Source organism: Mesorhizobium sp. LMG 17147 (assembly GCF_024297145.1).
Lineage (GTDB): Bacteria > Pseudomonadota > Alphaproteobacteria > Rhizobiales > Rhizobiaceae > Mesorhizobium.
In genome coordinates, this window is the sequence record NZ_JANCTC010000001.1 from 119,103 (window position 1) to 136,843 (window position 17,741).

The 17,741-nt window shown below is 63.4% G+C and carries 21 protein-coding genes; 17 read left to right on the plus strand and 4 right to left on the minus strand.

All coding sequences use genetic code 11. The features are described from left to right. Nucleotides 1-18 precede the first annotated feature (18 nt). Both NMG46_RS00625 and NMG46_RS00630 read left to right on the plus strand, forming a co-directional pair. The gene (locus NMG46_RS00625; protein WP_254816359.1) at nt 19-612 is read left to right on the plus strand and encodes a HupE/UreJ family protein; all 594 of its coding nucleotides are present in this window, start codon (nt 19-21) and stop codon (nt 610-612) included. Nucleotides 613-619: 7 nt separating this feature from the next. Then, entirely contained in the window at nt 620-925 is a 306-nt protein-coding gene (locus NMG46_RS00630; RefSeq protein ID WP_254815823.1) for an urease subunit beta, read from the plus strand. A gap of 26 nt (nt 926-951) precedes the next feature. On the opposite strand, the gene NMG46_RS00635 is transcribed toward NMG46_RS00630, so the two are convergent. Together NMG46_RS00635 and NMG46_RS00640 are read right to left on the minus strand one after the other, a co-directional pair. Continuing rightward, nucleotides 952-1,446: a hypothetical protein gene (locus NMG46_RS00635; protein ID WP_254815824.1), complete on the minus strand. Its 495-nt coding sequence runs from the start codon at nt 1,444-1,446 to the stop codon at nt 952-954. Nucleotides 1,447-1,572: 126 nt separating this feature from the next. After that, on the minus strand, nt 1,573-1,956 hold the full coding sequence (locus tag NMG46_RS00640) for a hypothetical protein (protein WP_023677006.1): 384 nt from the start codon (nt 1,954-1,956) through the stop codon (nt 1,573-1,575). Nucleotides 1,957-2,132: 176 nt separating this feature from the next. On the opposite strand from NMG46_RS00640, the gene ureC reads away from it, so the two are divergent. From ureC to NMG46_RS00675, 7 genes are all read left to right on the plus strand, one after another. Beyond that, nucleotides 2,133-3,848, plus strand: coding sequence for an urease subunit alpha (gene ureC, locus NMG46_RS00645; RefSeq protein WP_254816360.1), 1,716 nt, complete (start codon nt 2,133-2,135; stop codon nt 3,846-3,848). Nucleotides 3,849-3,895: 47 nt separating this feature from the next. Next, complete coding sequence (locus NMG46_RS00650) at nt 3,896-4,489, plus strand: hypothetical protein (protein ID WP_254815825.1); 594 nt, start codon at nt 3,896-3,898, stop codon at nt 4,487-4,489. Nucleotides 4,490-4,545: 56 nt separating this feature from the next. Further along, complete coding sequence (locus NMG46_RS00655) at nt 4,546-5,157, plus strand: urease accessory protein UreE (protein WP_254815826.1); 612 nt, start codon at nt 4,546-4,548, stop codon at nt 5,155-5,157. After that, a complete protein-coding gene (locus NMG46_RS00660; RefSeq protein ID WP_254815827.1) occupies nt 5,150-5,839 on the plus strand; it encodes an urease accessory protein UreF in 690 nt (229 codons plus the stop codon). Before NMG46_RS00655 ends, NMG46_RS00660 begins: the two co-directional genes overlap by 8 nt. Then, nucleotides 5,836-6,276 (plus strand): DUF3995 domain-containing protein, encoded by a 441-nt coding sequence (locus NMG46_RS00665; protein WP_254815828.1) that lies wholly within the window; start codon nt 5,836-5,838, stop codon nt 6,274-6,276. The genes NMG46_RS00660 and NMG46_RS00665 overlap by 4 nt, the downstream gene beginning before the upstream one ends. Beyond that, nucleotides 6,273-6,914 (plus strand): urease accessory protein UreG, encoded by a 642-nt coding sequence (gene ureG, locus NMG46_RS00670; RefSeq protein WP_254815829.1) that lies wholly within the window; start codon nt 6,273-6,275, stop codon nt 6,912-6,914. Before NMG46_RS00665 ends, ureG begins: the two co-directional genes overlap by 4 nt. Before the next feature lie 81 nt (nt 6,915-6,995). Continuing rightward, nucleotides 6,996-7,763: a class II aldolase and adducin N-terminal domain-containing protein gene (locus NMG46_RS00675; protein WP_254815830.1), complete on the plus strand. Its 768-nt coding sequence runs from the start codon at nt 6,996-6,998 to the stop codon at nt 7,761-7,763. Nucleotides 7,764-7,785: 22 nt separating this feature from the next. Here NMG46_RS00675 and NMG46_RS00680 read toward each other — a convergent pair whose 3' ends face one another. Further along, complete coding sequence (locus NMG46_RS00680; protein WP_254815831.1) at nt 7,786-8,418, minus strand: HAD family phosphatase; 633 nt, start codon at nt 8,416-8,418, stop codon at nt 7,786-7,788. A gap of 362 nt (nt 8,419-8,780) precedes the next feature. Here NMG46_RS00680 and NMG46_RS00685 point away from each other — a divergent pair, with 362 nt between their 5' ends. Then, on the plus strand, nt 8,781-9,740 hold the full coding sequence (locus NMG46_RS00685; RefSeq protein WP_023722533.1) for a sugar-binding transcriptional regulator: 960 nt from the start codon (nt 8,781-8,783) through the stop codon (nt 9,738-9,740). A 75-nt stretch (nt 9,741-9,815) separates the two neighbouring features. On the opposite strand, the gene NMG46_RS00690 is transcribed toward NMG46_RS00685, so the two are convergent. Further along, nucleotides 9,816-10,001 (minus strand): hypothetical protein, encoded by a 186-nt coding sequence (locus NMG46_RS00690; protein WP_254815832.1) that lies wholly within the window; start codon nt 9,999-10,001, stop codon nt 9,816-9,818. Nucleotides 10,002-10,111: 110 nt separating this feature from the next. On the opposite strand from NMG46_RS00690, the gene gcvA reads away from it, so the two are divergent. The 7 genes from gcvA to NMG46_RS00725 all read left to right on the plus strand — a co-directional run bounded on the left by gcvA (nt 10,112) and on the right by NMG46_RS00725 (nt 17,739). Further along, a complete protein-coding gene (gene gcvA, locus NMG46_RS00695; protein ID WP_254815833.1) occupies nt 10,112-11,023 on the plus strand; it encodes a transcriptional regulator GcvA in 912 nt (303 codons plus the stop codon). A gap of 209 nt (nt 11,024-11,232) precedes the next feature. Then, on the plus strand, nt 11,233-12,543 hold the full coding sequence (locus NMG46_RS00700; RefSeq protein ID WP_254815834.1) for a sugar ABC transporter substrate-binding protein: 1,311 nt from the start codon (nt 11,233-11,235) through the stop codon (nt 12,541-12,543). 114 nt (nt 12,544-12,657) lie between these two features. Next, on the plus strand, nt 12,658-13,530 hold the full coding sequence (locus NMG46_RS00705; protein WP_031195183.1) for a carbohydrate ABC transporter permease: 873 nt from the start codon (nt 12,658-12,660) through the stop codon (nt 13,528-13,530). An 11-nt stretch (nt 13,531-13,541) separates the two neighbouring features. Next, entirely contained in the window at nt 13,542-14,366 is an 825-nt protein-coding gene (locus tag NMG46_RS00710) for a carbohydrate ABC transporter permease (RefSeq protein WP_254815835.1), read from the plus strand. Between the two features lie 52 nt (nt 14,367-14,418). Beyond that, nucleotides 14,419-15,423 carry an ABC transporter ATP-binding protein gene (locus NMG46_RS00715; RefSeq protein WP_254815836.1) on the plus strand — a complete coding sequence of 335 codons (1,005 nt, stop codon included), beginning with the start codon at nt 14,419-14,421 and terminating at the stop codon, nt 15,421-15,423. Then, nucleotides 15,420-16,190 (plus strand): L-iditol 2-dehydrogenase, encoded by a 771-nt coding sequence (locus tag NMG46_RS00720; RefSeq protein ID WP_254815837.1) that lies wholly within the window; start codon nt 15,420-15,422, stop codon nt 16,188-16,190. Before NMG46_RS00715 ends, NMG46_RS00720 begins: the two co-directional genes overlap by 4 nt. 70 nt (nt 16,191-16,260) lie before the next feature. After that, nucleotides 16,261-17,739: a mannitol dehydrogenase family protein gene (locus tag NMG46_RS00725; RefSeq protein ID WP_254815838.1), complete on the plus strand. Its 1,479-nt coding sequence runs from the start codon at nt 16,261-16,263 to the stop codon at nt 17,737-17,739. Nucleotides 17,740-17,741 lie beyond the last annotated feature (2 nt).

Here is a 17,741-nt window from a genome sequence, read left to right on the forward strand (position 1 = left end):
AAGATGGAAGCTACGCCGATGATCTCCGCTACGATGAAATGCACGACGCTGTCGGCGGTCCTGCTGCTGGCGGCAGCTATGCCAGCCTATGCCCATGTCGGCGTCGGCACGGTTTCGTCCTTCACCGCCGGCTTCTCCCACCCGCTCTCCGGCCTCGATCATATGACGGTGATGATTGTCGTCGGCCTGTGGGCGGCGCTCAGGGGCGGCAAGGCGATCTGGGCATGGCCGCTGGCTTTCGTCGGCGTCATGCTGGCCGGCGGCGGGCTCGGTATGCTGCATGTGCCGATGCCTTTCGTCGAGCCGGCCATATTGGCGTCCGTCGTGGCACTCGGGCTGTTGGTAGCGCTCGCCGTCGATCTTCCCGTCTCGGCCGGCGTCGCCGTCATCGGCCTGTTTGCGCTGTTCCATGGCTACGCCCACGGCACCGAGGTGCCTGAAAATGCCGCTGGGCTCGGCTATGCCGCAGGCTTTGCCGTTGCCACCGCGTTGCTCCATGCCGTCGGCATCACGGCTGGTCTCGGCCTCGGCCGGCGCTTCAGTGGGCTTGCCCGCGCCGCTGGCGCCGCCTGTGCCGCGATTGGCGCCGGCCTCGCCTTCGGCATCCTGTGAGGCCGCGATGATCCCCGGCGAAATCATCACGGCAAGCGGCGAGATCGAACTGAACAAGGGACTGCCGACGGTCACCATGAAGGTGGCCAACAGCGGCGACCGGCCGATCCAGGTCGGCAGCCACTATCATTTCTTCGAGACCAATGAAGGGCTGAGATTCGATCGCGACAAGGCCCGCGGCATGCGCCTCGACATCGCCGCCGGCACCGCGATGCGCTTCGAGCCCGGCCAGGAGCGCGACGTTACCCTGGTGCCGCTCGGCGGCAAGCGTGAGGTCTACGGATTTCAGCAGAAGATCATGGGCAAGCTGTGAGATCGAAGGCGTCGAGCAGTTTCGGCTCAGCCGGGCGGCTTGGCCGCCGCATAGATGACGACCTTTCCCGAATCGTCGAATTCAACCGCCAGAACGTCCTCGGTCTGCACTCGCCGCGAGTCGATAGCGTTGAACAGCAATGCGTTCGCCTCGATCTCCTTGCGCAGCTCGGCAATGTCGTCCCGATGTTGCCTGACCTTGCTTTCGATCGCCGGCGGCGGGCCGCCTTCGGTGCGCGCGGCGTCGGTAAGAAACACGATATCGACCTTGTCGAGCTTGGATGTCTTTCGCACGGCAGCGATGTTCTCACGCGTGCGGTCGATCGCCGAGCTGACCCTGCCGGCTTCCGCATTTGTCTTGGTCTCCTCCTGGCCGACCTCCGAGCCGACGATCCGGTTGACGGTCTCGGTGCTGTCGAGGCTCTGCGCGTTCAGCGCGGCGTGCGGAATGCTGGCTGCCAGAAACGCGGTCGCGGCAATGCCATTCAGCCATCTGGTGTCAGAGAAGGTGGTGATCGCCATCGCTCGTTCTCAGGGTCCTTTTCGAGGCTTGTGTCAGGGCGACAGGACCGAAACGTAACGTCCCCCGTGAAGGTTCCCTTTGCGATGCGGCGGGCTGACCGGGCGCCGGCCCGCCGCCTCGTCTCGTCAGCTCGCTTTCTTGGTGATCAGCGTCAGCGCGCCATTGGTGCTCATGCTGGCGGCGATCACCTGCGCCGAGGTGAGCCCCTTGGCTTCGAGTGCGGACTTGACCTGCGGTGTCGCATCGATCGAGCCGCGCAGTTTCTGCAGATCGGCGTCGCTGCGCTTGGCGATCACCTCGTTGACCTTGGCTTGAGTGTCCGCCGGCAGATCCTTGATGTCGACGACGTTGATCGCCTGGATGGTGGGCGCCTGTGGCTGCGCTCCGGGCGCGGCAGGAGCAGGCGCGGCCGGCGCCGGACTGGGCTGCTGCGCAGGCTGTTGCTGGGCGCTGGCGGCGGTTGCGAGCACCAGCGTGGCGGCGGCTGCCAGAAGGGTCGTTTTGCGCATGGATGTTCCTTTCCATCGATTGGCAAATGGTCGTTTTGGGGTGACCCGGCCACCTCAAACGCCAAATGGGATCGGAAAGTGTCGCTCAGCGGGTCATTGCGTGATCATAGGATGGCGGCAATGTGGGGCCCGCCTTCGACAAGCGGTATTTTCGGGCTGTATTTCGGGAGCAATTGCTGATGGCTAAAATCACCCGCGCCGCCTATGCGCAGATGTACGGCCCGACCGTTGGCGACAAAGTCCGGCTCGCCGACACCGAGCTGTTCATCGAGGTCGAAAAGGATCTCACCGTTCACGGCGAGGAGGTGAAATTCGGCGGCGGCAAGGTCATCCGCGACGGCATGGGCCAGAGCCAGGTTTCACGCGCGCAAGGCGCGGTCGACACCGTCATCACCAATGCGCTGGTCGTCGATGCCACCGCCGGTATCGTCAAGGCCGACATCGGCTTGAAGGACGGCCGCATCGCCGCGATCGGCAAGGCCGGCAATCCGGATACCCAAGGCGGCGTCACCATCATCATCGGTCCCGGCACCGAGATCATCGCCGGCGAAGGCAAGATCCTGACCGCCGGCGGCTTCGACGCGCATATCCACTTCATCTGCCCGCAGCAGATCGAGGAAGCGCTGATGTCGGGGATCACCACCATGCTCGGCGGCGGCACCGGCCCGGCGCATGGCACGCTGGCCACCACCTGCACGCCGGGGCCGTGGCATCTGGCGCGCATGATCCAGTCCTTCGATGCCTTCCCGATGAATATCGGCCTGTCGGGCAAGGGCAACGCGTCGCTGCCTGCCGCACTCGAGGAGATGGTGCTCGCCGGCGCCTGCTCGCTGAAGCTGCATGAGGACTGGGGCACGACGCCGGCTGCAATCGACTGCTGCCTGTCGGTCGCCGACGATTACGACGTGCAGGTGATGATCCACACCGACACGCTGAACGAGTCCGGTTTCGTCGAAAACACGGTCGCGGCGATCAAGGGCCGCACCATCCATGCCTTCCACACCGAAGGCGCCGGCGGCGGCCACGCGCCTGACATCATCAAGGTCTGCGGTCTGCCCAACGTCATTCCGTCCTCGACCAATCCGACGCGTCCCTACACGGTCAACACGCTGGCCGAGCACCTCGACATGCTGATGGTCTGTCACCATCTGTCGCCGTCGATCCCCGAAGACATCGCCTTTGCCGAAAGCCGCATCCGCAAGGAAACCATCGCCGCCGAAGACATTCTTCACGACATCGGCGCCTTCTCGATCATCTCGTCGGACAGCCAGGCCATGGGCCGCGTCGGCGAAGTGCCGATCCGCACCTGGCAGACCGCCGACAAGATGAAGCGCCAGCGTGGTTCGCTGCCGCAGGAGACCGGCGACAACGACAATTTCCGCGTCCGCCGCTACATCGCCAAATACACCATCAATCCGGCCATCGCGCATGGCCTGTCGAAGGACATCGGCTCGGTGGCGGTCGGAAAACGCGCCGACCTTGTGCTGTGGAACCCGGCCTTCTTCGGCGTTAAGCCGGACATGGTGCTGATCGGCGGCATGATCGCCGCCGCCCCAATGGGCGATCCCAACGCCTCGATCCCGACGCCGCAGCCGATGCACTATCGGCCGATGTTCGGCGCCTACGGCAAGGCGATGACCAATTCGTCGGTGACCTTCGTTTCGAAGGCCGCGCTCGACGCCGGCCTGCGCGGCAGGCTCGGCGTCGACAAGCAGATGGTGGCGGTCGAGAACACCCGCGGCGGCATCGGCAAGCATTCGATGGTGCTCAACGACGCCACGCCGCATGTCGAGGTCGACCCCGAGACCTACGAGGTCCGCGCCGACGGTGAATTGCTCACCTGCGAGCCGGCCACCGTGCTACCGATGGCGCAACGCTACTTCCTGTTCTGAACCATAGGCGTTAGAACGACCGATGTAGAACATGCCGCGCCAGGCCTATGGACCAGCAACTCCCCTACGCCCACGACATCTTCCCGCATATCCGCATTGTCCTGGGCATGGTGATCGGGCTTGGCGTCACCCGCCTGCTGTCGGGGCTCGCCCGCATCGTCCAGCATCCCGGCCAGTACCGGCTCTATCCCGTGCACCTCGCCTGGGTTGCGTCGGTGCTTTTGATGCTGGTGCATTTCTGGTGGTGGGAGTTCGGTCTGTTCCAGATCGAGGATTGGACCTTCGGCAAATACCTGTTCATCATCTTCTACGCCGTCACGCTGTTCCTGCTCTGCGCGCTGCTGTTTCCGGACGCGATGCTGGACTACACCAGCTATGAGGATTTCTTTTATTCGCGCCGGGCCTGGTTCTTCGGCCTGCTGGCGGCGACCTATCTGCTCGACGTGGTCGACACGCTGCTGAAAGGGCCGGCGCATTTCGCCCATTTCGGCGTTGAATATCTGATCCGCACGCCGGTTTTCGTCGCGCTTTGCGTCATTGCGATCCTGCTGCGCGACCGCCGCTTTCACATCGCCTTTGTCGCCGGCGCGCTCGTCTATCAGATATCGTTTATCCTGCGGCTCTTCGACACGATTGTTTGAGCGCCATTGGGGCGGCGGACGCGATAGGCTAGGCTTTTGGGAGAGGCAGTTTTTACATGAAGCTCGATATTCGCACCGACTTCACCAAATTCCCGCGCGCCGTCGCCGTCCTGGCCGCAGGCGAAGCCGGAACCACCACGCCATACGACCGGGCGGTGCTTGCCCATGACGAGCGGCATCTGCGCCGTCGTGCCATCGAAACGGCCGGTAGCGACAAGGTGCTGGTCGACCTGCCCGAACCGGTGACGTTGAACCATGGTGACCGGCTGGTGCTGGAGGATGGCCGCCACATCGAGATCATCGCGGCCGAAGAGCCGCTCTACGATATCAGGGGCAGCGACCCGATCCATCTCGCCGAGCTCGCCTGGCACATCGGCAACCGCCATCTCGCCGCCGCCATCGAGGCTAACCGCATCCTCATCCTGCGCGATCATGTCATCAAGGCGATGCTGGAGGGATTGGGCGCCATTGTGAGCGACGTCTCCGAACCGTTCAAGCCGGTGCGCGGCGCCTATTCCGCGCATGGCGGGCACGGCCATGCCCATGCCGAGGCACATGCGCACAGCCACGCCGAAGCGCATTCCCATAGCCATAGCGACGAAGCGCATTCCCATAGCCATAGCGATTCGCATTCCCACAGCCATTCGCACGACCATGACCATGACTGACCGGCCTTCCAGCGTTGCCCAGCCTTCCAATATTGCTTTGTTGCGGCTGATGGCGTGGCTGTCGCCTTCCTTCCCGGTCGGCGGCTTTTCCTACAGCCATGGCCTGGAACAAACCGTGCATGCCGGGCTTGTTGCCGACAGCAAAGATCTCGCCGCGTGGCTGGAAACGCTCGTCGAGATGGGTTCGGGCTGGAATGATGCGGTGCTGTTTGCCCAAAGCTGGCGCAGGGCGCGCGAAACCGGCGATCTCGATGAAATCGTCGCCCTTGCCGAAGCTCTGGCAGGCTCGCGCGAGCGTCATACCGAGACGATGCTGCAGGGCGCCGCTTTCCTGAAAGCAGCCTGCGCCTGGCCGTGCCAGGTGCTGGATCGCCTGCCGACCGAATGTGCCTATTGCGTTGCCGTCGGCGCTGTTGCCGGCGATCACGGCATTTCGCTGCGGGACGCCCTGGCCGCCTTCCTGCAGGCCTTCTTCTCCAACCTTCTTCAGGCCGCGATCCGGCTCGGCGCCGTCGGCCAGACCGGCGCCACGGCGCTGCTCGCCGGCTTCGAGCCGCTTGCCCTGGCTACGGCCGACCGGGCTGCCGGCTCGACGCTCGACGATCTCGGCGGCTGCGCGTTCGCCTCGGATATCGTGGCGATGAAGCACGAGGCCCAGTATTCGCGGTTGTTCCGCTCATGATCGTCCTCGCTTTCGCCCTCTCGCTCGTCCTGCTGTCGATCACAGCACTGCATGTCTATTGGGGCATTGGCGGCATCTGGCCGGGCAGGGACGCCGCTTCCTGCGCTCGTGCGGTCATCGGCTTTCATGGCGTCGACGAGATGCCGGCACCCTTTGCCAGCTTCGCCGTTGCCGCATGCCTTGGCCTGGCGACACTGTGGCCGATGGCGCTCGAGGGCATCTTTGCCACGCCGTTTCCCAAAGCCGGGCTTGCCGCCACGTCGCTGCTCATCGCGCTGGTTTTCCTGGCGCGCGGCATTGCCGGCTTCACGCCGTGGTGGCGTCGGCTGACGCCCGAACAGCCTTTCGCGCGGCTCGATCTGCGTTATTATTCGCCGCTGTGCCTGCTGATCGGGCTTGGCTTCGCCATTCTTGCCGTCACGGAGTTCCCCGCATGATATCGCCCAACGGGCCTCTTCGCATCGGCATTGGCGGCCCGGTCGGCTCGGGCAAGACGACGCTTACCGAAAAGCTCTGCAAGGCACTGCGTGACGAGTTTTCGATCGCCGTCGTCACCAACGACATCTACACCAAGGAAGACGCCATGATGCTGGCCAGGTTGCAGGCCCTGCCCGAGGATCGCATCGTCGGCGTCGAGACCGGCGGCTGTCCGCACACCGCCATTCGCGAGGACGCCTCGATCAATCTGCAGGCGATCGCCGAGATGACCAGAAAATTCCCCGATCTCGACATCGTCTTCATCGAATCGGGCGGCGACAATCTCGCCGCCACCTTCTCGCCGGACCTTGCCGACCTGACGCTCTACGTCATCTCGGTTTGCCAGGGCGAGGAGATCCCGCGCAAGGGCGGGCCGGCGATCACCCGGTCCGATTTCCTGGTCATCAACAAGAGCGACCTTGCGCCCTATGTGAACGTCAATCTCGACATCATGGAACGCGACGCTGCCCGCATGCGCGGCAAGCGGCCGTTCGGCTTCACCGACCTGTCGCGCGGCAAGGGGCTGCAGGAGGTGATCGATTTCATCGTCGAGCATGGCGGGCTTCGGGTCGGCGCGGCCACCAGCACGGCGGCATAACGGCGCTCGCCTGTACCAAACGAAACCGGTTGCGCGTGTTCCAGCCGCGCGGCATCCTTGCTTCTTTCACGGAGGTTTACGATGAGCATCACGCGCCTGCAGAAGGAAGTGCTGACCAACCTGCCGTTCTATGAGGAGCGCGTCGATCTGGCTTGCGCCTTCCGCTGGACGGCGCGGCTCAACATGCACGAGGCGGTGGCCAACCATTTCTCACTGGCCGTCAACGACGATGGTTCGCAATTCCTGATGAATCCCAACCAGGTGCATTTCTCGCGCATCAAGGCGAGCGATCTGCTTCTGATCGACGCCAACGATCCCGGCACGCTCTCCGGCCCGAATGCGCCCGATCCGACGGCGTGGGGCCTGCATGGTGCCATTCATCGCAATGTGCGTCATGCGCGCTGCGTCATGCATGTCCACTCGATCCACGCCACCGTGCTTGCCTCGCTCGCCGACTCGACGCTTCCGCCGGTCGACCAGAACTCGGCAATCTTCTTCAACCGCCATGTCGTCGACGCTCATTATGGCGGGCTGGCCTTCGAGGAAGAGGGCGAGCGCTGCTCGCAGCTTCTTGTCGACCCGAAGGTCAAGGTGATGGTGATGGGCAACCATGGCGTGCTGGTCATCGGCGACAGCGTCGCCGACACCTTCAACCGCATGTTCTATTTCGAGCGCGCCGCCGAAACCTATATCAAGGCGCTGTGGACCGGGCGGCCGCTGCGGGTACTGTCGGATGAGATCGCCGAAAAGGCGGCAAGGGAACAGGAAGACTATCCCGGCCAGGCCGAACGCCACCTTTCCGAACTGAAGGCGATCCTCGACGAGCAGGAACCCGCCTACCGGAGTTGAGCGCGGTCCCGCCGGGCCTGGCTTAAAGCCCGAGTTCGGCTCGCAATTCATCGGCGCTGTTGATGACAATCGCCCCCGGCGGCCCCTCCATAGGCACCTCTGGCCAGAAGATCGTCTTCATTCCCGCTGCCAGCCCCGCCGTGGCGCCGGTCACGCTGTCGTCGACCGCCACGGCCTCGGCGGGATCGACGTCGGCCAGCCAGGCGGCGCGCAGGAAAGGTTCGGCATGCGGCTTGCCTTCGCGCACGTCGTTGCGGCTGACCGTCTTCATGCCGGGATAGACGAGGCCGACGGCGCGCAGATTGGCATCGACGATCAGCCTGTCCGAGTTGGAGACCACCGCTTGCGGTACGCCAAGCGCGCGCAACTCGTTGAAGATCTCGATCGCGCCTCTGCGCGGCGTCAGCGTTTGGGCCATCGGCAGATAGTGATCGTATTTGCGCACGATCCAGTCGTCGAAAGGCAGGTCGAGGCCGAACTCGTCGCGCAGCATTTCGTAGACTGGCCATGCGGCGATGCCGAGCACGCGCTCATGCAGGTCGGCCGGCGGTACGATGCCGACACTGTGCAGCGCCGCGATCAGCGCCGCTTCGTGCAGCGGCTCGCTGTCGACCAGCGTGCCGTCCATATCCCAGAAAACCGCTTTCGGCGTCATGCAAGGCTCCATTCTCAAAAACCCCTTAAAGCGTTTGGCGCGGGAGATAAACCGCGGCGTCCCCGCTAATGCATGTTCCGCAACAGTGTGCAGCGGTTTTGCGATACGGACATGCATAGAAAGCAAGAATCTAAAGCGCATCGCATAAGGCCGATTGAACGCGACGCGCTTTGGACCGAGATTGTGCGACCTCCACAGCCTTGCTGTTGCAACGAGACTGGGTCGACCCGCCGCTTCGCTCCAAACACCCAAGTCTCAGCGCTAAGCAATTGCTCTTGCAATAGGCAATTGCGCGCAAGTTCATTCCCTGCGAAACTACGGCGCTCCGCCTCTTTTGCCCGGCGGGGTTGGGAGGCAGGAACTTGAATTCGCGGCAGGATAGCGGCGGCAACAGGCTGGACGATGCGGCGCGCGCCGGCTGGCTCTATTACGTTGCCGGCAACACCCAGGACCAGATCGCCGCCACGCTTGGCATCTCCCGCCAGACGGCGCAGCGGCTGGTGTCGCTCGCAGTCTCCGAAGGATTGATCAAGGTGCGCGTCGACCATCCGATCGCCAATTGCCTCGACCTTGCGGCACGGCTGAAATCGCGCTTTGCGCTTGATCTGGTCGAGGTGGTGCCCAGCGACCCTTCTTCTTCCTCCACCGTCATCGGCGTCGCCGAGGCGGCGGCGGCCGAGATCGAACGGCGGCTGCGGTCGCCGACGCCGATCGTCATGGCGATCGGCACCGGCCGCACGCTGAAGGCTGCGATCGAGCAACTGCCGCCGATGGAATGCCCGCAGCACAAGGTGGTGTCGCTGACCGGCAACATCTCGCCGGACGGCTCGGCCGCCTTCTACAACGTCATCTTCACCATGGCCGACAGGGTCAAAGCGCGCTCGTTTCCGATGCCTTTGCCGGTCATCGCCTCCTCGCCGGAGGAGCGCGAGATGCTGCTGAGCCAGCCGATGATCCAGCCGACGCTGGCGCTTGCGGCTGAGGCCGACGTCACCTTTGTCGGCATCGGCGATCTCGGCCCGAAGGCGCCGCTTTACGAGGACGGCTTCATTTCGGAGGGTGAATTAAAGGCGTTGCAGAAGGCCGGCGGCGTCGCCGAGATCGTCGGCTGGGTGTTCGATCGTGACGGCCGCATGATCGAGGGTATTACCAATGATCGGGTGTCGTCGGCACCGCTGCCGTCGCGCGAAAAGTCGCTGGTGATCGCGCTCGCCATGGGCGACCGCAAGCTGCCGGGCATCTTCGCCGCCGTCAACCGGCGGCTGGTCAACGGCCTGATCACCGATGAGCGGACCGCCGCCGCCTTGCTGGCGGGCGCATGATCTCCGAGCCGCTGGCGGTCGGAAACGATCATGTGAAATCGAAACGCATCTGAATCCCCGATAAAACGAGCGTCACTACTGGTGCCGGCCGCAAGGATCGTTGCCGTCGAGAAAGCCCATGTCGCGCTGCAGATGCGGCGGCAGCTCCCGGACGTCGAGATAGGCCCGTTTCCGCGCCGCGTGCCTTGCCAATCCCCGCGCCAACCGTGAAAACCAGCCATGGGCTGGAGCAAGAAGCAGCTTTTCCTGTATTGTGGTCATGATCGTCAGCCTTCGCTATCTCTAGGCGTAGTTGATCTTCAATACGGAATATCGGTAGGCCCGGCCGGTGCCGCCAATCAAACGTCGATCACTGCCCATAAGGAGGGCTTATGCCGGAGCTCAATTCACGACAGCTGGTTTCGCAGCTTCCTCCGCTTCAGGCGATCCGGGTATTCGAAGCGGTGGCGCGGCATCTCTCGTTCACCAAGGCCGCCCAGGAGCTTGGCATGACGCAGGCGGCGGCAAGCTATCAGATCAAGCTTCTGGAGGAGCGCGTCGGTGCGCCCCTGTTCCTGCGCCAGCCAAAACAGATCGTGCTGACCGAACCCGGCCAACGCCTGGCGCCCGCGGTCAGCGAAGCATTCGCGCTGTTGAGCGGCGCCTATGCCGCCGCACGCACCGGCGCCGACGGCGTGCTTTGCGTTTCGACGCTGCTAACCTTTGCCTCCAATTGGCTGGCCCAGCATCTCGGTTCGTTCCAGGTAGCGCATCCGTCGCTGGCGGTGCGCGTCGATACTTCGAACAGGGTTGTCGACTTTGCCAGAGAGGATATCGACATTGCCATCCGCTCCGGCGGCGGCAACTGGCCGGGCGTCGAGACCCATATGCTTTTCAGGGCCGATTTCACGCCGGTCCTTAGTCCAAAGCTCGCAGCAAGCATCGGCGGCGTCAAGGAGCCGGCCGACCTGCTGCGGCTGCCGATCCTCGACCCGGGCGACATCTGGTGGCGGGACTGGTTTGCCGCCGCCGGCCTGCCGGTCGAGGAACTGGCCAAGCGCCCCGGCACCAGCATGGGCGCGCAGGCCTATGAGGCCAATGCCGCGATTGCCGGCCACGGCGTGGCGATCGTCACCAAGGCGCTGTTCAAGGCCGAACTTGCCGACGGCCGCCTGATCCAGCCCTTTGATCTGGTCGGTGACGACGGCCACGCCTATTGGCTGGTCTATCCGACGGCGCGGCGCAACGTGCCGAAGATCCGCGCCTTCCGCGATTGGATCCTGAGCGAGATCGCTTGCCAATAGGCTGAATCCCAGCAAGCCCGACAGCTCCGGGCCCAATCAGCCCGGCTGAAATCCTTCGTCAGACCTGCCGCAAACGTCCCAGCTCGTCGCCGCACGAGACCCGGCGTGCTGCGCTGCAGCAACGAATCCGTCTTGACATAATTCATCGCAGGTGAGTAATTGCCCACAGCCAAGGCAAATGCTCATCTTGGTTTATGGGAGGAATTTTGATGAAACTTCGCACGTTCACCCTAGGCCTGTTCTCGGCCAGCGCCCTCGCTTTCGCCGCGCATGCCGAATCCATCACCATCGCCACGGTCAACAATGGCGACATGGTCCGCATGCAGAAGCTGACCGACGACTTCACCGCCAAAAATCCCGACATTCAGCTGCAGTGGGTCACGCTCGAGGAAAACGTCCTGCGCGAGCGCGTCACCACCGACATCGCCACCAAGGGTGGCCAGTACGACGTGATGACCATCGGCACCTATGAGGTGCCGATCTGGGCCAAGCAGAACTGGCTTTTGCCGCTCGACAAGCTCGGCGACGATTATGACGTCAAGGACATCATCCCGGCCATAGCCGGCGGCCTTTCGGTCGACGGCAAGCTCTACGCAGCGCCGTTTTATGGCGAAAGCTCCTTCGTCATGTACCGCAAGGACCTGATGGACAAGGCCGGGCTCAAGATGCCCGACGCACCGACCTGGGACTTCATCAAGCAGGCCGCCGACAAGATGACAGACCGCGCCAACGGCGTGAACGGCGTCTGCCTGCGCGGCAAGGCCGGCTGGGGCGAGAACATGGCCTTCCTGACCGCCATGTCGAACTCCTTCGGCGCGCGCTGGTTCGACGAGAACTGGAAGCCGCAATTCGACCAGCCCGAATGGAAGAACACGCTGCAGTTCTATGTCGACCTGATGAAGGCCGACGGCCCCGAGGGCGCGTCGTCCAACGGCTTCAACGAAAACCTGGCGCTGTTCCAGCAGGGCAAATGCGGCATGTGGATCGACGCTACCGTCGCTGCGTCCTTCGTCTCCGACCCGAAGAACTCGACCGTCGCCGACAAGGTCGGCTATGCGCTGGCCCCGGACAATGGCCTCGGCAAGCGCGGCAATTGGCTGTGGGCCTGGTCGCTGGCCATCCCCGCCGGCACGCAGAAGGCCGACGCCGCTCAAAAGTTCGTTTCCTGGGCGACTTCGAAGCACTATCTCGAACTGGTCGCTTCAAAGGAAGGCTGGGCCAACGTTCCGCCCGGAACGCGCACCTCGCTCTACAACAACCCGGAGTACCAGAAGGCGGCGCCTTTCGCGAAAATGACGCTGGATTCCATCAACGCCGCCGATCCGACGCACCCGACCGTCAAGCCGGTGCCTTATGTCGGCGTCCAGTTCGTCGCCATTCCTGAGTTCCAGGGCCTTGGCACCACTGTCGGCCAGCTCTTCTCGGCGGCCCTTGCCGGCCAGACGAGCGTCGACGACGCCTTGAAGCAGGCACAGGACGCCGCCACCGCGACGATGACCGAGGGCGGGTACATCAAATAAGGCGCCTCCCGGTGCCGGTTGCCCATGGCAGCCGGCACCGGCCGCCCGAATCCCAGTTCGGGCGGCCAACTTTACGCCGCTGAAAAACTTGGCCGACCTCGAAGGGTGACCGTCATGGCTACTCAGCAGACCCGTTCGCTTGCCCGCTTCATGATGGCGCCATCCGTGGTGCTGCTGCTGGTTTGGATGATTGTGCCGCTGGCATTCACGCTGTGGTTCTCCTTCCAGCAGTACAACCCGCTCAATCCGATGCGCGACGGCTTCGTCGGGTTTTCGAACTACGCCCTGTTCTATTCCAACCCGGCATTCCTGCAGTCGATCCTCAACACGCTCACCATCGTCGTCAGCGTGCTTTTGATCACGGTGATCGGCGGCATCCTGCTGGCCCTTCTGCTCGACCAGCCGATGTGGGGACAAGGCATCGTCCGCATCCTCGTCATCTCGCCGTTCTTCGTCATGCCGCCGGTGGCGGCACTTGTCTGGAAGAACATGATCATGCATCCGCAATACGGCGTCTTCGCCGATATTGCGCGTTTCTTCGGCGGGCAGCCGATCGACTGGTTCGGGCAGCACCCGCTCCTGGCGATCATCATCATCGTCGCCTGGCAGTGGCTGCCGTTTGCGACGCTGATCCTGTTGACCGCGCTTCAGTCGCTCGACGGCGAGCAGAAGGAAGCCGCCGAAATGGACGGCGCCGGCTTCATCAGCCGCTTCATCTATTTGACGCTGCCGCATATGTCGCGCGCCATAACCGTCGTCATCCTGATCCAGACGATCTTCCTGCTGTCGGTCTATGCCGAGATCCTGGTCACCACCAATGGCGGCCCGGGTTATGCCTCCACCAACCTGCCCTTCCTCGTCTACCAGAAGGCATTGCTGGAGTTCAAAATCGGCCAGGCGTCCGCCGGCGGCATCATCGCCGTCATTCTCGCCAACATCGTCGCCTTCTTCGCCATGCGCGCCGTCGGCAAGAACCTGGACAAATAGGGGAGGATAAGATGGCACGTGCAGTCACCACCCAGCACAAGACGATTGCGACCGCGGCCGCCTGGATCGTCGCCCTGCTGATCTTCTTCCCGATCCTCTATACGATCATCACCTCGTTCAAGTCGGAGCAAGAGGCCATCCAGGGCTTCAACCTGTTCCCGTCGGGAACCATGGAGAGCTATTCCGAGGTCCAGGCGCAGAACGGCTATTTCAAATTCTTCCTAAACTCGGTGTTCCTCTCGGTCGGCTCGACCGTCCTGGCTCTGCTCGTCGCCATACCGGCGGCATGGTCGATGGCGTTTTCGCCGGGCAAACGCACCAAGGACATCCTGATGTGGATGCTTTCCACCAAGATGATGCCGGCTGTTGCGGTGCTGTTTCCGATCTATCTGATCTTCCGCGACACCGGATTGCTCGACAGCCGCATCGGCCTGATGGTCATGCTGATGCTGATCAACCTGCCGATCGTGGTCTGGATGCTCTACACCTATTTTCGCGAGATCCCGGGAGAGATCCTGGAAGCGGCGCGCATGGACGGCGCATCGCTGTGGAACGAGATAATCTACGTGCTGACACCGATGGCGGTGCCCGGCATCGCCTCGACCATGCTGCTCAACATCATTCTCGCCTGGAACGAGGCGTTCTGGACGATCCGGCTGACCACCACCGAGGCAGCGCCGCTCACCGCTTTCATCAGCTCCTTCTCCAGTCCGCAGGGGCTGTTCTGGGCCAAGCTTTCGGCCGCCTCGACGCTGGCGATCGCGCCGATCCTGATCATGGGCTGGTTCAGCCAGAAGCAGCTGGTCCGAGGCCTGACATTCGGTGCGGTAAAGTAGCGGGCATCGCCTGACGCAAAACGAAAAGGATAGCCCTTCGGGGGAGGAAACCATGGGAAACATCACGCTCAAGAACGTCTCCAAATCCTTCGGGGCGACGTCCATCATCCCCGGCCTCGATCTGGTCATCGAGGACGGAGAGTTCGTCGTTTTCGTCGGTCCGTCGGGCTGCGGCAAATCCACCCTGTTGCGTCTGATCGCCGGTCTGGAGGATACCAGCGGCGGCACCATCATCATCGATGGCCGCGACGTCACCGGCGAGGCGCCGGCCAAGCGCAAGCTGGCCATGGTGTTCCAGTCCTATGCGCTCTACCCGCACATGACGGTGGCCAAGAACATCGCCTTCCCGCTGAAGATGGCGGGCGAGGACCAGGCGACCATCGACAAGAAGGTGAAGGACGCCGCGCGTGTCCTGAACCTCACCAACTACCTCGACCGCCGCCCCGGGCAGCTCTCCGGCGGCCAGCGGCAGCGTGTCGCCATCGGCCGCGCCATCGTCCGCCAGCCATCGGCCTTCCTGTTCGACGAACCGTTGTCCAATCTCGACGCGGCGCTGCGCGGTACCATGCGGCTGGAGATCAGTGAACTGCACCACCAGCTCCAGACCACCATGGTCTACGTCACCCACGACCAGATCGAGGCGATGACCATGGCCGACAAGATCGTCGTGCTCAATGCCGGCAATATCGAGCAGGTCGGCTCGCCGATGGAGCTCTACAAGACGCCGAAGAATCTGTTCGTCGCCGGTTTCATAGGTTCGCCGAAGATGAACCTGATCGAAGGCGCGCCGGCCGCCAAATATGGCGCCAAGACCGTCGGCATCCGCCCGGAGCATATGAACATTTCGAAGACGTCAGGCGACTGGAAGGCGACGGTCGGCGTTGCCGAGCATCTCGGCTCCGACACGTTTTTGCACGTCCAGGCGGATGGCGTCGGGCAGCTGACGGTGCGTGCCGACGGCGAATTGGCCGCCCATCACGGCGACACGATCTATCTGACGCCGGACAAGGCCAAGCTGCATCGTTTCGGCACCGATGGGAAGGCGATGCTGCAATGAGGCTCCGGGGTAAATCGGCGCTGATCACCGGATCGGCGCGCGGCATCGGCAGGGCGTTTGCCGAAGCCTACATGCGAGAGGGGGCGACCGTCGCCATCGGCGACATCAATCTCGAGGCTGCCGAGAAGACGGCTTCCGAAATCGGCGGCAATGCCTACGCGGTGACGCTGGACGTCACCGATCTCTCGTCGATCGATGCGGCCGTCAAGGCGGTCGAAGCCAGGGCCGGCAGCCTCGATATCCTGATCAACAATGCCGCCCTGTTCGACCTGGCGCCGATCGTCGAGATCACCAAGACAAGCTACGACAAATTGTTTTCGGTCAACGTCGCCGGCACGCTGTTTACGTTGCAGGCCGCCGCCCGTTCTATGATTGCCCGCGGCAAGGGCGGCAAGATCATCAACATGGCAAGCCAGGCCGGGCGCCGCGGCGAGGCGCTGGTCGCCGTCTACTGCGCTACCAAGGCGGCGGTCATCTCGCTCACCCAGTCGGCAGGGCTCGACCTGATCAAACACGGCATCAATGTCAACGCGATAGCACCGGGGGTCGTCGACGGCGAGCACTGGGATCATGTCGATGCCTTGTTCGCCAAGTTCGAGAACCGGCCGAGGGGCGAGAAGAAGAGACTGGTCGGCGAAGCCGTGCCTTATGGCCGCATGGGCACGGCGCAAGACCTCACCGGCATGGCGGTGTTCCTGGCCAGCGATGAGGCCGAATACATTGTCGCCCAGACCTACAATGTCGATGGCGGCCAGTGGATGAGTTGAGGGGGGCGAAGGCGCTCTTCTCCCCGTCTCCTCCACGGGGGAAGAGCCGTCCCGCTAAAGGGTAAAGCAGATGACCGTGAAACTCTCTTCTTCCATCCTAGCCAAGCTGCCGCCCAAGGTCGCCGGCCCGAAATACGATCGCGCCGCGCTTAAGGCCGGCATCGTGCATTTCGGCGTCGGCAATTTCCATCGCTCGCACCAGGCCGTCTACCTCGACGACCTGTTCAACTCGGGCGTTGGCCACGACTGGGCTATCGTCGGCGCCGGCGTCTTCGAGGGCGAGAAGGTCGGCCGCGGCAAGCTGCAGGAGCAGGACTGGCTGACCACCGTGGTCGAGCAGGACAGCGGCCATATGAGCGCGCGCGTCACCGGCGTCATGATCGACTTCCTGGTGCCTGGCGACGCGATCGCAATCGTCGAGCGGCTTGCCGATCCGGCGATCAAGGTCGTTTCCCTGACCATCACCGAGGGCGGCTATTTCATCGATCCGGCTTCTGGCGTCTTCAATCCGACACATCCCGACATCGTTGCCGACGCTGAGCCGGGGGCGACGCCGAAGACCGTCTTCGGCCTCATCCTCGCCGGGCTACTACGCCGCCGCGCCGACGGTATCGTGCCCTTCACCGTCATGTCCTGCGACAACATCCCCCATAACGGCCATGTCACCTCAGATGGCGTCATCGGCCTTGCGCGGCTGATCGACGAAGGTTTGGCAAACTGGGTGAGCGAGAAGGTTGCCTTTCCCAATGGCATGGTCGATCGCATCACGCCGGCCACCACCGACCGCGAGCGCGGCATTCTCGCCAGCGAGTTCGGCCTCGACGACAATTGGCCGGTGTTTTGCGAACCGTTCAAGCAATGGGTGCTGGAGGACCGTTTCACCGACGGCCGCCCGCCGCTGGAAAACGTCGGCGTGCAGTTCGTCAGCGACGTCGCGCCCTATGAGCTGATGAAGATCCGCATCCTCAATGGCGGCCATGCGACCATCGCCTATCCGGCCGGGCTGATGGACATCCATTTCGTCCATGAGGCGATGCAAGAGCCGCTGGTACGCGGCTTCCTCGACAAGCTCGAGCATAATGAAATCATCCCGACCGTGCCGCCGGTTCCGGACACCGACCTCGAAGATTACTACCAGCTCATCGAGCACCGCTTCTCCAATCCGAAGATCGGCGACACCATACGCCGGCTTTGCCTCGACGGCTCCAACCGCCAGCCGAAATTCATCATTCCGACGATCGCCGACCGGCTGAAGGCTGGCAAAAGCGTCACCGGCCTGGCGCTGGAATCTGCGCTCTGGTGTCGCTACTGCTTCGGCACGACGGACTCTGGTGCCGTCACCGAGCCCAACGACCCGAACTGGGGCCGGTTGCAGGCGACGGCCAAGGCGGCCAAGGACATGCCTGGCGCCTGGCTTGCCATGGACGACATCTATGGCGATGTCGGCCGCTCGCCGCCCTTCGCCGAAGCGTTCGCCCATGCGCTCAAATCGCTGTGGGCGGACGGCGCGCGCGCGACACTGACGCGCTATCTCGCCGGCGACCTCTGAAG

Bases quoted from the DNA above. Each gene is read 5' to 3' on its own strand.
- NMG46_RS00715 (WP_254815836.1), top strand. From the start codon at position 14,419: ATGGGAAACATCACGCTCAAGAACGTCTCCAAATCCTTCGGGGCGACG.
- NMG46_RS00655 (WP_254815826.1), top strand. From the start codon at position 4,546: ATGAAGCTCGATATTCGCACCGACTTCACCAAATTCCCGCGCGCCGTC.
- NMG46_RS00640 (WP_023677006.1), bottom strand. From the start codon at position 1,956: ATGCGCAAAACGACCCTTCTGGCAGCCGCCGCCACGCTGGTGCTCGCA.
- NMG46_RS00630 (WP_254815823.1), top strand. From the start codon at position 620: ATGATCCCCGGCGAAATCATCACGGCAAGCGGCGAGATCGAACTGAAC.
- NMG46_RS00700 (WP_254815834.1), top strand. From the start codon at position 11,233: ATGAAACTTCGCACGTTCACCCTAGGCCTGTTCTCGGCCAGCGCCCTC.
- NMG46_RS00665 (WP_254815828.1), top strand. From the start codon at position 5,836: ATGATCGTCCTCGCTTTCGCCCTCTCGCTCGTCCTGCTGTCGATCACA.
- NMG46_RS00635 (WP_254815824.1), bottom strand. From the start codon at position 1,446: ATGGCGATCACCACCTTCTCTGACACCAGATGGCTGAATGGCATTGCC.
- NMG46_RS00705 (WP_031195183.1), top strand. From the start codon at position 12,658: ATGGCTACTCAGCAGACCCGTTCGCTTGCCCGCTTCATGATGGCGCCA.
- NMG46_RS00625 (WP_254816359.1), top strand. From the start codon at position 19: ATGATCTCCGCTACGATGAAATGCACGACGCTGTCGGCGGTCCTGCTG.
- NMG46_RS00720 (WP_254815837.1), top strand. From the start codon at position 15,420: ATGAGGCTCCGGGGTAAATCGGCGCTGATCACCGGATCGGCGCGCGGC.
- NMG46_RS00690 (WP_254815832.1), bottom strand. From the start codon at position 10,001: ATGACCACAATACAGGAAAAGCTGCTTCTTGCTCCAGCCCATGGCTGG.
- NMG46_RS00725 (WP_254815838.1), top strand. From the start codon at position 16,261: ATGACCGTGAAACTCTCTTCTTCCATCCTAGCCAAGCTGCCGCCCAAG.
- NMG46_RS00650 (WP_254815825.1), top strand. From the start codon at position 3,896: ATGGACCAGCAACTCCCCTACGCCCACGACATCTTCCCGCATATCCGC.
- NMG46_RS00660 (WP_254815827.1), top strand. From the start codon at position 5,150: ATGACTGACCGGCCTTCCAGCGTTGCCCAGCCTTCCAATATTGCTTTG.
- ureG (WP_254815829.1), top strand. From the start codon at position 6,273: ATGATATCGCCCAACGGGCCTCTTCGCATCGGCATTGGCGGCCCGGTC.
- gcvA (WP_254815833.1), top strand. From the start codon at position 10,112: ATGCCGGAGCTCAATTCACGACAGCTGGTTTCGCAGCTTCCTCCGCTT.
- NMG46_RS00710 (WP_254815835.1), top strand. From the start codon at position 13,542: ATGGCACGTGCAGTCACCACCCAGCACAAGACGATTGCGACCGCGGCC.
- NMG46_RS00680 (WP_254815831.1), bottom strand. From the start codon at position 8,418: ATGACGCCGAAAGCGGTTTTCTGGGATATGGACGGCACGCTGGTCGAC.
- NMG46_RS00675 (WP_254815830.1), top strand. From the start codon at position 6,996: ATGAGCATCACGCGCCTGCAGAAGGAAGTGCTGACCAACCTGCCGTTC.